Source organism: Paenibacillus sp. V4I9, assembly GCF_030817295.1.
Lineage (GTDB): Bacteria > Bacillota > Bacilli > Paenibacillales > NBRC-103111 > Paenibacillus_E.
In genome coordinates this window covers 5,874,398-5,888,089 of the sequence record NZ_JAUSZE010000001.1, presented here as the reverse complement: position 1 = coordinate 5,888,089, position 13,692 = coordinate 5,874,398, and the positions used below count along the sequence as shown (strand labels likewise).

12 protein-coding genes are annotated in these 13,692 nt (G+C 46.3%); 7 read left to right on the top strand and 5 right to left on the bottom strand.

Features of this window, described 5'->3' with window-relative positions:
* Window positions 1-4 precede the first annotated feature (4 nt).
* Window positions 5-1,447 carry a nicotinate phosphoribosyltransferase gene (locus QFZ81_RS27230; RefSeq protein ID WP_307439582.1) on the top strand — a complete coding sequence of 481 codons (1,443 nt, stop codon included), beginning with the start codon at window positions 5-7 and terminating at the stop codon, window positions 1,445-1,447.
* A gap of 31 nt (window positions 1,448-1,478) precedes the next feature.
* On the opposite strand, the gene QFZ81_RS27225 is transcribed toward QFZ81_RS27230, so the two are convergent.
* Both QFZ81_RS27225 and QFZ81_RS27220 read right to left on the bottom strand, forming a co-directional pair.
* Window positions 1,479-2,273 (bottom strand): hypothetical protein, encoded by a 795-nt coding sequence (locus tag QFZ81_RS27225; RefSeq protein ID WP_307439583.1) that lies wholly within the window; start codon window positions 2,271-2,273, stop codon window positions 1,479-1,481.
* A gap of 122 nt (window positions 2,274-2,395) precedes the next feature.
* Window positions 2,396-3,733: a hypothetical protein gene (locus tag QFZ81_RS27220; protein ID WP_307439586.1), complete on the bottom strand. Its 1,338-nt coding sequence runs from the start codon at window positions 3,731-3,733 to the stop codon at window positions 2,396-2,398.
* A 221-nt stretch (window positions 3,734-3,954) separates the two neighbouring features.
* Between QFZ81_RS27220 and QFZ81_RS27215 the strand changes: the two genes are divergently transcribed.
* The 6 genes from QFZ81_RS27215 to QFZ81_RS27190 all read left to right on the top strand — a co-directional run bounded on the left by QFZ81_RS27215 (window position 3,955) and on the right by QFZ81_RS27190 (window position 9,984).
* The gene (locus QFZ81_RS27215; protein WP_307439587.1) at window positions 3,955-4,998 is read left to right on the top strand and encodes a BMP family lipoprotein; all 1,044 of its coding nucleotides are present in this window, start codon (window positions 3,955-3,957) and stop codon (window positions 4,996-4,998) included.
* A gap of 93 nt (window positions 4,999-5,091) precedes the next feature.
* Window positions 5,092-6,591, top strand: coding sequence for an ABC transporter ATP-binding protein (locus tag QFZ81_RS27210; RefSeq protein WP_307605430.1), 1,500 nt, complete (start codon window positions 5,092-5,094; stop codon window positions 6,589-6,591).
* Entirely contained in the window at window positions 6,584-7,651 is a 1,068-nt protein-coding gene (locus QFZ81_RS27205; RefSeq protein WP_307605429.1) for an ABC transporter permease, read from the top strand. The genes QFZ81_RS27210 and QFZ81_RS27205 overlap by 8 nt, the downstream gene beginning before the upstream one ends.
* A gap of 28 nt (window positions 7,652-7,679) precedes the next feature.
* A complete protein-coding gene (locus QFZ81_RS27200) occupies window positions 7,680-8,558 on the top strand; it encodes an ABC transporter permease (RefSeq protein WP_373462734.1) in 879 nt (292 codons plus the stop codon).
* A gap of 24 nt (window positions 8,559-8,582) precedes the next feature.
* Complete coding sequence (locus QFZ81_RS27195) at window positions 8,583-9,254, top strand: sulfite oxidase-like oxidoreductase (protein WP_307605428.1); 672 nt, start codon at window positions 8,583-8,585, stop codon at window positions 9,252-9,254.
* A gap of 1 nt (window position 9,255) precedes the next feature.
* Complete coding sequence (locus QFZ81_RS27190; protein WP_307439596.1) at window positions 9,256-9,984, top strand: nucleoside phosphorylase; 729 nt, start codon at window positions 9,256-9,258, stop codon at window positions 9,982-9,984.
* Window positions 9,985-10,390: 406 nt separating this feature from the next.
* On the opposite strand, the gene QFZ81_RS27185 is transcribed toward QFZ81_RS27190, so the two are convergent.
* The 3 genes from QFZ81_RS27185 to yhbH all read right to left on the bottom strand — a co-directional run bounded on the left by QFZ81_RS27185 (window position 10,391) and on the right by yhbH (window position 13,370).
* Window positions 10,391-10,603 (bottom strand): hypothetical protein, encoded by a 213-nt coding sequence (locus QFZ81_RS27185; protein WP_029197871.1) that lies wholly within the window; start codon window positions 10,601-10,603, stop codon window positions 10,391-10,393.
* Window positions 10,604-10,785: 182 nt separating this feature from the next.
* Entirely contained in the window at window positions 10,786-12,216 is a 1,431-nt protein-coding gene (locus QFZ81_RS27180) for a SpoVR family protein (RefSeq protein WP_307605427.1), read from the bottom strand.
* Window positions 12,213-13,370: a sporulation protein YhbH gene (gene yhbH / locus QFZ81_RS27175; RefSeq protein WP_171688954.1), complete on the bottom strand. Its 1,158-nt coding sequence runs from the start codon at window positions 13,368-13,370 to the stop codon at window positions 12,213-12,215. The genes QFZ81_RS27180 and yhbH overlap by 4 nt, the downstream gene beginning before the upstream one ends.
* Window positions 13,371-13,692 lie beyond the last annotated feature (322 nt).

Genomic DNA, 13,692 nt, shown 5'->3' with positions numbered 1-13,692 from the left:
TCCTATGAAATACGACAACTTGACGCTGCACACAGACAAATACCAAATTAATATGATGTACGCGCATTGGCTGCAGGGTACTTATCAGCAGAAAGCTGTTTTCGAAGTATACTTCCGTAAGCTGCCTTTCGGGAGCGGATATGCTGTCTTCGCTGGTTTAGAGCGGGTGATTCATTACATTCAGAATCTGCATTTTGGCGATGAGGAGATCGCCTACTTGCGGACACAGGAAGAGAATTATCGGGAAGATTTCCTAGAGGCGCTGCGCGCATTTAAATTCGGTGGAGACTTGCAGGCTGTCCCGGAAGGTACACTTGTCTTCCCGAATGAGCCGCTCGTACGCGTAGTGGCAAGCATATTCGAGGCGCAGCTGGTTGAGACGGCGATCCTCAACTTCGTGAACTATCAAACGCTTGTCGCGACAAAAGCATCGCGGATCAAACAAGTTGCCCCGCGCGATGTGCTGCTGGAGTTCGGCACAAGACGCGCCCAAGAGGCTGACGCCGCCATCTGGGGCGCAAGAGCGGCCTATGTCGCAGGGTTTCATGCGACATCCAACCTCCGAGCCGGGATGCTGTTCGGTATCCCGACCAAAGGCACGCATGCTCACGCATGGGTGCAGGCCCACGACACGGAAGAGGAAGCCTTCCGTGCTTATGCTGAGGCGCTGCCGGAGCAAGTGACGCTGCTCGTTGATACGTACGATACGCTGCGCAGCGGCGTACCGAACGCGATCAAGACGGCGCGTCTGCTGCAGAGCCACGGAAAGAGCATGAACGCCATTCGCCTGGATAGCGGCGATTTGGCGTATTTATCCCAGCAGGCTAGGCGTATGCTGGATGAAGCGGGCTTTCCCGAGGTGAGGATCGTCGCATCGAATGATCTGGATGAGAACATCATCGAGGGGCTGAAAGCCCAAGATGCGAAGATCGACGTCTGGGGCGTCGGCACCCAGCTCATTACTGCAGCCGATCAACCTGCGCTGGGCGGGGTTTACAAGCTGGTGGCGCGCGAGAAGAACGGCGAATTCGTGCCGGTTATTAAGATCTCGGGCAATCCCGAGAAAGTAACCAATCCGGGCTTCAAGGAAGCTTACCGGATCATAAACAAGAAGACAGGCAAAGCGGAAGCTGACTATTTGGCACTTCAGCATGAAGTCGATATCAAGAAGGGGGAACGAATCAAGCTGTTCGACCCCATCCACCCTTATATCTACAAATTTATTGATGACTATGAAGCAATTCCACTGCTCCACCCTATCTTTCTCCAAGGGAAGCTTGTCTATGAGGAGCCCACATTGGATGAAATTCGAGATTATCATGCGCAGCAGCTGCAGTCATTTTGGCCGCAGTATTTGCGTAAGCTTAATCCGGAAGTTTATCGTGTGAATTTAAGCGCGGCACTGTGGAAGCTGAAAATGGATTTAATTCATGAGCATCAAGATTAGATTGCACATGGTTGTGGTCCGCCCTTTTCGTTCAATTCAACAACGCAATCATCTGATACACCTCGCGATGATCGCCGGGGAGCAAGTAATTGGCGACTTTGAGCTGGGAGGAACCATCGCCATCAAGGAACAGCCCATCTACAAGCTGTCCATTTCCAACCTGCTCTTGAACAGCTGTGCGGAACTGCTCTCCGGTGCATGGCGTTGGAGCCACGACTAGATAAACGTTGTTATTCCTGTCGTAGACGATACCTGATCGCATGCGCTTCTCATTAATGAGAGGCATCTCTTCCGCTATCGCTTGGTCCACCCATCCGTCTGGATTCGTAAGTCCCATGCTCACGCCTCCCTGCGCCCAATAATGAGCGCGATCCATTACCTTCAGCTCGTCCGCATGTTCAACGACTTGAATGGTGAAGGTTTGAGCCTTCTCATCCCATACGAGCGTTCCCCGCTTGCGGTCAATATTGAACCAGCCAGAGCCGTAATCGCCAGGTTCTCCTTTGACGGGACGATCATTAATGACAGCGATGCTAAGGAGATTGCCCTGCCAGAAAAACCCGCCGTTAATCCCATTTTCCGGCCTTTCTGTCACATTGCCTGTAATTGCCTTCAGCCCAATGTTCCGTGGTGGAGTCCGAATACTATGAAGCGTAACGCCGTTGCTAGCTTGGTTGATGCTATATTCGGAAACAGGGAGGTTTGGCGGTGGCTTCACCTTTACATGAGTTCCCCAGATGATGGTCCATATCAAACTAGTTATCATAATAAGGAGATAGATGAGTAGGTGGGCTGCATTCATTTTTACAAGTCGTAACATGTACATGGGGCAACTCCTATTCTCTTAAATCAGATCCTTTCTATGAGTCTATGGAATTAAATTTCGAATTATGCTTGTAAATAAAAAAACAGTTGAGCGGGAGGATCAGATCCCGTTCAACTGTTTTTTTATTTAAAATCGCCTAGTAAATAATTGTAGAAGGGTTCGTCCACCCAGAACTTGTAGGAGTCGACGTTCATGCTGGCGTTGATTTTCTTTAAACCAGTAACGACATCGTCAGATTTATCGCTGAGGGAGAAGGACTGGGCATAATAATGGCCTTTACTGACTTTATTATTAGCAATTACTTTGTAGTCTTTCACATCGGTTAATGAATAGTAGAGTGGCTGCCACCAGGAAGAATAAATGAGTCCTGTCTCGTCTTTACTGTTCTTTTTAGCATATTGGAAAATGACCTGCTGGAACTTGTTCTTTTGCTCGGCGTTCTCGAATTCGAACTCAATGTCGTATTCCTTGGCGTACGCTATGAAATTGCCGTTCTCGATTTGGACGACTTGATAATCGTCGGATTGTGTCGGCTCGCCCCATTCCTTCAGATAGATGAAGGCAGACGTTTTGGGCTCCAGCTGTACTTTCGCCTGGATGTTCTCGCTGCGCAGCAGTCCGATTAACTGAATCGCATGCGTAATGTCAGAATGTCCATAGGTGAGAGAGAGCTTTGGATCAAAGTTCGCATCGAAACGAGAATCTTTCAAGTTGTAGCCGGTAACTAGATTCTTTTTCAAGGCTTCATCGAAGACAGCACGCAATTCAGTTGATGAAATAAGATCCTCCGTACGCCAGGTATCATTAATTTTGCGGAAAATATCATCATCGGAAGTCGTTCCAATATAGTGCTTGTATTGTCCTTGGAAAGTAAGAATCTTACCAAGCAGTTCGTTCGCAAAGCTTTCGCCAGCCGGAGCATCCGCTTCGAAATCGGAGGAGACGAGGCCAGTATCAATAGCGGCGGCCAGTTCCTGGGCGGCTTGAAGCGTAAGTTGATTGTTTTGATCGTAGTCAATATGTACTTTAGCCAGAGCGGCTTTGATTTTATCCTTGGGGTAGGTATATGCGAGTTCTTTCAAGCCGGAGGCTTTTAATGCTATGAAAGTCGCCTGCAGCTGGGTAAGCGGCTGATCCCCTAGCAGCTTGCCTTCTGATAGAATGCCTTTTTCGTGCAAAGCAAGCGCTGCTTTGTAATAAGGACTGTCCTTTTGCAGGTCTGTAAATACATTGGTCTGATCTTTCGCTTCCGCTTTCAAGATGTGGTCAACTGCGATAATGAAATCGCCCTTTGACAAGGAATCTGACAAGCTGATGGTATACTGGTTTTTCAAAAACTGTTTGTATGCGAGTGCGGAATCACTCGCTTCAGCGGCCGTGCTTAATGTGCTCACAGAGGTGAAGAGGACGGCTGTTAATACGGCTATTTGCAAGGACTTGCGGGATTTCAATGGTTTCATAAGAATAAAACACCTCCGAATTTTTTAATTCACATAGGAATAGTATGGTTTATTGAAATATATCAGTTACGCCTATAGGTGTCAATAAATAATGGTTGCCGTTTTTATTCTTGACATGACTTATGGAATCCACTACTATCAGTCTTAGTTGAAAAGTCGCACTTTGTCGAATAGGATAAGAAAATTTTTGATAAAAACAGATCAAAAGGGGAGAGCCACACATGAAAAAAACGTTATTGTCCATTTTCGCCGTTACATTAATGCTGACTGGCTGCGGCACCGCTAAAAATGATACAGCAGCTCCGGCCGCTACGAAAGCTGCAGAAGCAACAAAAGCGCCTGAAACCAAATCACCCAAAAAAATCATTCTAATAACACCAGAAAAAATTGGTGTGAACCCTTTCTTTGCTCAAGAGGATGAGGGTGTTAAAAAAGCAGGTAAAGAATTTGGCGTTGATGTGAAAACGGTAGAATCTACGGATGCCAGTGCAATTGAACAAAACCTGCGTGCTGCTGTTGCTGATAATTATGATCTTATTATCACCAGCTCCTTTGAATCCGAGGATGCTCTGAAAAAGGTTGCTGCTGAAAATCCGAAGAAATCTTTTGCTATTATTGATACAGTTGTTGATTTGCCGAACGTTAGAAGCGTAGTATTCCGTGAGCACGAGGCAGCATACTTGCTTGGTGCGGCTGCGGGTCTTGCAACTAAGAAAAATGTTGTCGGTATGGTGGCAGCACTTGATATCCCTTTGATCAAAAAATACACAGTCGGTTTCCAAGAAGGTTTGAAATCAACGAATCCGAATGCTAAATTCATCGTCAACTATGTAGGAAGCTTCACAGATCCAGCAAAAGCGAAAGAACTGGCGTTGACGCAATTTGCTCAAGGAGCAGACTTCATCGCAGCAGCATCAGCTGTAGGCGATTTGGGCGTGTTCGAAGCAGCTAAGGAAAAAGGCTTCTACACATCCGGTCAAGATATCGACCGTACGGTGACGGATCCTGAACACATCGTTCTCTCTCAATTGAAAGGTACAGACAGCGTAGCTTACCAAACCGTGAAAGATTTCGTAAATGGAACCTTTAAATTTGGCGCTATGGATTACGGCTTGAAAGAAGACGGAGTAGGTCTTACTTTTGTAACAAAAGAAAGCAAATCCAAACTAAGTCCATTTATTGGACAAGACGTTGTGACTAAAGTTAAAGCCATCAAAGACGATATCGTAGCTGGCAAAGTTACGGTTCCGAATCCTCTGAAATAGTAGTAAGTCCTTAAAACATAATATAACCCCGGAAACTGTTTACGGCGACGTAGGCAGTTTCCGCATTTCTAGGAAAGGAGTGCGAAACCCGCTATGCTGCTTCAAATGAACCAAATTACCAAAACCTATGGAAGCCTGACAGCTAACTCCAACGTAGATTTTTCGCTGCGCGAAGGTGAAATCCATGCGTTAGTCGGCGAGAATGGGGCAGGTAAAACAACCCTGATGCGCATCCTTTACGGAATGGAACAGCCAACGTCGGGAACGATTATTTTACGAGGAAGAAAAATTCAGTTCGTGAATCCTACGGATGCGATTCGACATGGCATCGGTATGGTGCATCAGCATTTCATGCTGTTTCCTTCTTTTACTGTGGCTGAAAATATTGTCATCGGCAATGAACCGCAAGTCGGCGTGAAGTTCGACCGAAAGAAAGCTGCCCTGCAAGTGAAGGCATTGTGTGACATGTACCGACTACCCATTGATCCACCCAGGAAAGTCGCTGACCTTCCGCTAGGATTACAACAGCGTGTTGAGATTTTGAAGGTGCTTTATCAAGGTGCGGATATCATTATTTTGGACGAGCCTACTGGCGTTTTGACACCGCTTGAAGCTAAGGAACTTCTTGTCATTATGAAGAGCTTAGCGAGCCAAGGTAAAAGCTTCATTGTCATCACGCACAAATTACATGAGGTCATGGAAGTTGCGGACCGAGTTACGGTGCTCCGAGACGGTAAAATCAGAGGGACTGTAGATACTTCGGCAACTAACGCAGAAGAACTTTCTAGATTAATGGTAGGAAGAGAACTGGTGCAAACGAGCAAAAGTGCCGCGAATTTTGGTGAAACTGTTCTCGAAGTGAAGGAGATTACCATACAAGGCAAGAAAGGAAAGCCAGTGCTTAATCGTGTCAGTCTTGATGTGAAGGCTGGTGAGATCTTAGGCGTCGCTGGTATTTCTGGTAACGGACAGTCTGAATTGATCCAAAGCATTACAGGACTCCAACCGATTGATCAAGGTCACATTCGTTTGATGGGCAAAGACATTACAGGCCGTTTGGTTCGTGAGATCAGAGAAAGCGGGCTTTCGCATATTCCTGAGGATCGTTACCAATGGGGGGCTGCCAAGGAAGGCAGCGTACTTGAAAACGGTACAATGGGGCATCACAGAACGCATCGGCGTAACGGACTTTTGCAAGGCAAATCGCTGCGCAATATGGTTGACGGATTCATCCAGCAATTCCAGATAAAAACGGGTTCCCAGGATACGAAAGTCAAATTTCTGTCTGGAGGCAATCTTCAGAAACTGATTGTAGCCAGAGAAATTGCCCAAAAACAACCGTTCCTTATCGCTGCTGAACCCACGCGTGGTGTTGATGTTGGAGCGATGGAAGTGATCCACGATGAGCTGTTGAAAAAACGTGATGAGCAGGGAGCGATTCTATTGGTATCTTCGGAATTGACGGAGATTCTTAAGCTTTCTGATCGCATTATCGTGATGTATGAAGGGCGAATTGCGGGAGAGCTGTCAGCGCAGCATGCGACTGAGGAGCAAATCAGTCTGTTGATGGCAGGAGGTGATTCCCATGCTTAATTGGAAAGGAAACATTGGTGCGCTGCTTCAACCGCTTATTGCGGTATGTATCGGTTTACTAGGCGGAGCCATTGCCATCGTTTTGATTGGCGGCTCTATTTCGGACACGTACGCACAAATGTGGAAAGGCGCTTTCGGCAATTTTTACTTTTTTACAAATACATTGACGCGAGCGACACCTCTTATTTTAGTTGGCTTAGGCGTTTCAATAGCCTTCCGCGCCGGATTTTTCAACATGGGTTCTGAAGGTCAAATGATCCTTGGTGCTTTAACCAGCGCGATGATTGCGCTCTATTTTCCTGGACCTGCACTATTTAAATTATTCGCCGCGCTGCTAGGCGGTATTGCAGTTGGCGGTATATGGTCAGCCTTTGCTGGTTGGCTTGATGCGCGATTTAAAATGAATTTGATTGTCACCACACTCTTGCTCAATTATATTGCAGCTTTGTTTGCAGGCTATTTGGTTGCCTTTCCGCTCAAGGATAAAACAGGATCAGCTGCACTAGCACAAACAATGATGGTTGATAAAAGCATATGGCTGCCCAAGCTTTTCCAAGGGATGAGTATGCATGCGGGCTTCATCATAGCCATTGTTTTTGCGGTTCTCTTATTTTTGTTTATTAAATACAGTGCTGCCGGCTACGAAATCCGCATGCTTGGCTACAATCCGTTGTTTGCCGCTTATGGAGGCGTAAACCGAGGTAAATTAATGCTCGCCAGCATGTTCGCGAGTGGTGGCTTTGCTGGTCTGGCAGGCGCAGTCGAAGTGCTCGGTATGCAGTATCGCTATACGGATGGCATGATAACGAATCCGGGCTTCGCTTGGTCTGGCATTATGGCTACGCTGCTTTCTGGCGCACATCCGCTCGGTACGACTGTTGCGGCCGTGCTTCTGGCTGCACTGCAGACAGGCGGTATGGGTGTTGAACGAAACACAAGCATACCCCTCGAAATATCAAGTGTCATTCAGTCGCTCTTGATCTTGTTCGTCACGGCCAAGTTCAGTTATACCCTATGGAAACGCAGGAAAGGAGGGGGAAGCGGTGCAGCATCTTCTTGATGTATCTTTATTTAATTCCATGATTCGGATGGTTGCTCCGATTCTCCTCGCTGCGTTGGGCGGTGCGATATGCTCAAGAGTGGGTCTGTTCAATGTTGGTTTGGAAGGCTTCGTGCTTGTAGGTGCGTTCTCTGCTATTGTAGGCAATCATTATTCCGGCAATGTGTATGTGGCTGTCTTGATTGCGATTGCGGTGACGATGTTATTTTCACTCGCATTTGCATATATTAGTATCCATTTGCAAGCGAACGTGATCGTCGTCGGTATTTCGTTTAATTTTCTGGCGCTTGGCTTAACAGCGTTCTGCCTAAAAGCCATTTTCCATGTGAAAGGCGCGTTCTACGATAAAAATATGGTTGGGTTGCCGAAGTGGAATATTCCCATTGTTCAAGATATACCTGTGATTGGCGGTATTATTTCGGGCCATTCCCCGCTTATTTATTTGGCTTTTGCATTGGTGCTTGGCCTGCAGTACTTTTTGTTTAAATCAGTCCTTGGTTTCCGCTTGCTGGCCGTGGGTGAGAACCCAGTTGCAGCGAAAAGCATAGGCATTAAAGTAGTCCGCATGCAGTATCTGGCTGTGTTAATTTGCGGCGTACTTTGCGGGTTGGCAGGCGCTCAGCTTTCCCTCGGTCAAGTCACGATGTTTACCGAAGGCATGACGGCGGGCAGAGGCTTTATCGCTCTGGTCGCAACGATGTTAGGACAAGCCAATCCGCTTGGCGTCATGGCATCAAGCCTCCTATTCGGACTGATGGATGCATTCAGCATCAGGCTGCAGGGCTTCTCGCTGCCGACTCATTTTACACAAATGCTTCCTTATATTGTGACACTGTTGGCGATGCTCTTTTTTAGAAAGAGCAGTTACATGGCAGATGCTCAGAAAGCTAACGGAAGCTCGCGCTAGGTTGCTAAAAGGAGATAATGACAGATGGCAAAAGACACCAAAGCTGATCGGATCAGAAAAATGAAGGTTCCTTCCGTAGGTACCTCAATGTCAGACCGAGTCCCACCGGGGCAGGTCTTGACAGACAGGTTTCCTATTTTGCATGAAGGAGAAGTACCGGAATATGACATGACGGAGTGGACATTGCGAGTGTTTGGCGAGGTCGAAGAGGACAAAGTAGTCACCTATGAACAATTGTTGGCGATGCCTCAAACACAAGTCCTCTGTGATATTCACTGCGTAACCCGTTGGTCTAAGCTTGACACGGCTTGGGAAGGGATTCTATTTCGCGATTTTCTTCGCCTGCTGGATATTAAGCCGCAAGGCAAGTTCGTCATGCTGCATGCTGACAACGATTATGAAACGAACGTCCCGCTCGAGAATCTGTTGGGCGATCACGTTTTGTTGGCTTTGAAATATGATGGGAGGCCGCTGACTCCTAAACATGGTTGGCCTCTACGGCTGATTGTACCTCACCTGTATTTTTGGAAAAGTCCTAAATGGATTCGAGGTGTCGAATTTATGACAGCTGACCGCGAAGGCTTCTGGGAACAAAACGGCTTCCATAATGTGGCCGATCCATTCCAAGAGCAGCGTTTCTCGGGGGAAGCGATTCCTATTCCAGAAGATGAATGGGAAAAGAAGGAGTTTGATTGACATGCTATTGCCAATTTTACAGGTTCATTCAGAAGATTTATCCCCTTATGCGATCGTATGCGGTGACCCCTTTCGCGCGGAAGTCATAGCCAGCAAGCTTGATCATAGCAAAGAACTCGCCTTCAGCCGTGAATATCGCACGTTTGTCGGTGAATTCCAAGGAGTTCCGATTACGGTTGCAAGTCATGGCGTAGGCTCGCCCGGTGCAGCCGTTTGCTTCGAGGAACTGATCAAAGGCGGCGTAAAGACACTGATTCGCGTTGGCACAGCGGGCTCCTATTCAGCAGATGTTCCGCCAGGCAGCTTAGTCGTCAGTACGGCAGCCGTGAGGGAAGAGGGCTTAACCCGCCAACTCGTTCCGCATGGCTTCCCGGCAGTTGCTGACTTGGATGTCGTACAGGCGTTGTACGAAGCAGCATCAGAGACGGAAGGTCTTGTGCGCAGAGGAATTACCGTTACCCTGGATGCCTTCTTCCAGGGTGTCGAGGAATTTCCACACCGCAAGTACAAGCAAGCTGGCGCTCTTGCCGTTGAGATGGAAATCGCAGCGCTCTATGTAATTGCTTTATTGCGTGGCGTTCGTGCGGGTGCGATTGTTGCGCTGGACGGTTATGCCGATGCTGATTTGAGAGAAGTCTATAACCCTCATACCGATGTTGTCGCTCATGCGGTTGAACGTGAAATTATGACGGCGATTCGTGCCGTTATCAAACTGCACGCTAAGGCGTAGACACATTGGGATGGTCGGTGCCGCTGCGCTTGCTAAGTTAGAAGGGGCTGCTCCAAAAGGCTTGGATACCGAGGGAACGTAGAGGCGTTATTTGGTTGAAAATCACCCGAAATCATGAGGAAGAGGAACGAGGATGCGTAATTTCGCGTTTTTTTGTCTCCGGATCGCTCCTATTAATCAAATAGCGCACTCACGTTCCTCTTATTCGATTTTATGTGTAGATTTCCCGAGATAACACATCGACGTTCCGCTAACTAGAGGTCGGGGTGACTTTCCATTGCAATGGAAAGAAAACAAAAAAAATGAGAGGCAAGAATTAGCTTGCCACCTCATTTTTTTTGTTTTCTGTGCCCCTAAGTTATTTACTTTTGGGTCAGATCTTTATGCGTATGTAACGATTATGTAATTAAAAAATAGGGATTCTTGCTTTATTCCCATCTTTGGCATATAAAATGGCTTCTGAACTAAATAAATCAACGTGCTCTAACGGTTGAGCAAGGTTCATCGTTGTAAATTTGTTATAACGAAGAGCGTTGATCAGAGAGGGAATTAATTTGTGGTCCGTTCCAACGAAATTGACAGAAATCGGTGTTTTGTTAAATAGAATATTCATTCTCACTTCAACTCATCTCCTATAAAAAAATAAATATGAATAACTGAGAGTTAAGAATATCATCTATTAAATAATAAGTCCGTCGATTACCGTTGTCGGAATAACACTAGTTCTGTCGAGGTTCGGGAAAATAAAACAGGAGTAAATAGAGGCCGCTTGAACCAATGCGTTCAAGTGGCCTCTTCGTATTACAAAAACCGCCTATGATGCTTCTTCCCGTCAAAAGTGAACAAAACCGGCTTATCTTCGACGATGGTATGCATATGAATAGATTTGCCCCAGAGCTTGTAAATGTAGGGGAGTGTTCGCTCGACATACTTGAGATCAAGTTCGACCCCTTCGAAAGCATGCTTCAAATATAATTCGCCGCTGCGCTGGTAGTCCCCATCTTCCACGACGATGTATGGGAAACCACCATTCACTCTGGAATAAATAAGCTGGTCTCGCGTGTTTTCCCAAGTTTTATCCGTAATTTTCCATTCTGGCCCTTTCTTTTCAAACACGTACAGATCCAATTCTTCCACCAGAGGTTTATTCAAATAATTCCGGATAAAAGAGGTATCCGATTCGTATTCGCGGACTTCGAAGATTTTGGCACGACCATTCCCGGGTTTGCGCCCATGCCTTCTTATTTCTTCCTCCGTCGGATTGTCCCAGTGCTTCTCGATATCTTCATAAATTTTGAGCCCGAGATAATAAGGATTTAAGGTATGACGGGACGGAACTACGACCGAGGAGTTGAGCTTGGAGTACTCAATCGTCTCCTCTTCAGTCAAATCCAGCTCGCGCAGTATGCGTTGGTGCCAGTAGGAAGCCCAGCCTTCGTTCATGATCTTCGTTTCTAGCTGCGGCCAGAAATAGAGCATTTCATCACGCAGCATCGTCAGAATATCCCGCTGCCACTCTTCCATATAGGGGGCATTCTCCTCGATGAAGAGCAAAATATCTTTTTCAGGTTGAGGTGGAAAGCGTTTGTTTTCCTCTTTTTCAGGTGCTGAGGGGTTGTTCTTAACATCAAGATCCCATATATCCTCATATCCATAGGTTGCTACAGATCGGGCGGCTGGTGTGGAGGCTTTATGGGTTTCCTGACGCTTACGCGTCTGTCGGTAGGATAGGGTCAGCACAGGATCAATGTGCTCCTGAATAGCTAGCACGGCGTCAATGAATTGCTCGACTTCGTCAATGCCGTGTTCGATTTCATATTGCCGAATTCTTTCGGCGGTAGCGGACATGCTTTCTACCATATTGCGATTCGTGTTTGCGAAACGGGCGTTATTTTTGAAAAAATCACAATGGGCAAGAACGTGTGCGACGATCAGCTTATTTTGAATAAGTGAATTTCCGTCTAACAAGAAGGCATAGCAGGGGTCAGAGTTAATGACCAGTTCGTAAATTTTGCTCAAGCCAAAATCATACTGTGTTTTCATACGGTGAAAATTTTTACCGAAACTCCAGTGACTGTAACGCGTCGGCATTCCATAAGCACCGAAGGTATATATAATTTCGGCGGGACAGATTTCATACCTCATCGGGAAGAAATCAAGTCCAAAACCTTTAGCAATTTCCGTTATTTCATCAATGGCGTATTCGAGCTTTTGGATTTCAGTTTTACTCACTGAACAGCCACTCCTTCCTGCTTTGTAAAAAAGGTTTTCAGTGCTTTGTACACTTCGCCTTTCTCACGAATGACATAATGAAGAAATTTAGGATCATGAATATGGCGGAAAGCGGACATGAGTGTACTGCTGCGATTGTACTGGTTGACTTCTCCGTAACCAAACATGTTGGAGCGCTCCATTAACTGCGTAATAAGCTTCACACAGCGTTCGTTATCTGACGTCAAATTATCTCCATCGGAGAAATGAAACGGATAAATATTAAATTGTGACGGTGGATACCGTTTGTCGATAATATCAATCGCTGCTTGGTAAGCAGAAGAACAAATTGTACCTCCGCTTTCACCTTTGGTGAAAAACTCTTCCTCTGTGACCTCTTTAGCTTCGGTATGGTGAGCAATAAATACAATCTCAACATTCTCATACTTCGTGCGCAGGAAGCGTGTCATCCAGAAGAAGAAGCTGCGCGCTATGTACTTTTCGAAGGACCCCATACTTCCTGACGTATCCATCATCGCAATAATAAGCGCATTCGAGTGAGGCTTCTCTATCTCTTCCCACGTTTTGAAACGAAGGTCATCGGGGCTGATATGATGGATCCCAGGGGAGCTCGAGCGCGAATTACGGCGCATGTTCTCCAAAATCGTCCGCTTCTTATCGATGTTGGACATAATCCCTTTTTTGCGGATATCGTTGAAAATCACTTCTGTCGTGGTCATATTGCGCTTATCTTTTTTCTGCAAATTGGGAAGCTCCAGCTCAGAGAACAACATGGCTTGCAGTTCTTCCATGCTCACTTCCGCTTCATAGTAATCTTCGCCAGCTTGATCTCCTGCACCTTCACCCTTCCCAGGGCCTTGCGCAGGCTGTGGATCTGTCCCTAATACATCGCCAACTTGAGAGTCACCATCACCCTGCCCGACATGCTTTCCTTTACTGAAGTTATAGCGGAATCGGTATTCGTCCAGACTCTTAATAGGTACCTTTACGACCTGTTTCCCATTGGACATGACAATACTTTCGTCGGTAACCAGATCGGGAAGATTTTGTTTAATGGCTTCTTTGACCTTCTCTTGGTGCCTGGTCTGATCCTGATATCCTTTGCGATGCAAGGACCAATCCTCTTTGGAAACGATAAAAAGGGGCTCTGTCATGGGGACACCTCCTTGGAGTTTTGCTTTAGCGAAATTTACGTCGTAAGCTTTTGCTGAATATTATGGCAAGCATAATGCTGAACGGGCTGAGGTGAAAAAAGCTTGTTATTAAATATATTCAAATATGGGTGGGATATGTGATGCTTTGTAAGTTTGACTGACTGAAGAGTTGACAGGTAGAAAAGAATTGACATTATATGTCGAATATTCAGATTATTTAGTTCATTTTCCTCATTTTCACATCGATAGAAGGTGATATTGTCCTTAGCTAGAATTATGTTCAGAACATATCAGTGAAGTGTAACGCATGGAAGTGAGGTGA

Bases quoted from the DNA above. Each gene is read 5' to 3' on its own strand.
- QFZ81_RS27220 (WP_307439586.1), bottom strand. From the start codon at position 3,733: ATGAAACCATTGAAATCCCGCAAGTCCTTGCAAATAGCCGTATTAACA.
- QFZ81_RS27230 (WP_307439582.1), top strand. From the start codon at position 5: ATGAAATACGACAACTTGACGCTGCACACAGACAAATACCAAATTAAT.
- QFZ81_RS27205 (WP_307605429.1), top strand. From the start codon at position 6,584: ATGCTTAATTGGAAAGGAAACATTGGTGCGCTGCTTCAACCGCTTATT.
- yhbH (WP_171688954.1), bottom strand. From the start codon at position 13,370: ATGACAGAGCCCCTTTTTATCGTTTCCAAAGAGGATTGGTCCTTGCAT.
- QFZ81_RS27225 (WP_307439583.1), bottom strand. From the start codon at position 2,273: ATGTACATGTTACGACTTGTAAAAATGAATGCAGCCCACCTACTCATC.
- QFZ81_RS27195 (WP_307605428.1), top strand. From the start codon at position 8,583: ATGGCAAAAGACACCAAAGCTGATCGGATCAGAAAAATGAAGGTTCCT.
- QFZ81_RS27210 (WP_307605430.1), top strand. From the start codon at position 5,092: ATGCTGCTTCAAATGAACCAAATTACCAAAACCTATGGAAGCCTGACA.
- QFZ81_RS27215 (WP_307439587.1), top strand. From the start codon at position 3,955: ATGAAAAAAACGTTATTGTCCATTTTCGCCGTTACATTAATGCTGACT.
- QFZ81_RS27200 (WP_373462734.1), top strand. From the start codon at position 7,680: ATGGTTGCTCCGATTCTCCTCGCTGCGTTGGGCGGTGCGATATGCTCA.
- QFZ81_RS27190 (WP_307439596.1), top strand. From the start codon at position 9,256: ATGCTATTGCCAATTTTACAGGTTCATTCAGAAGATTTATCCCCTTAT.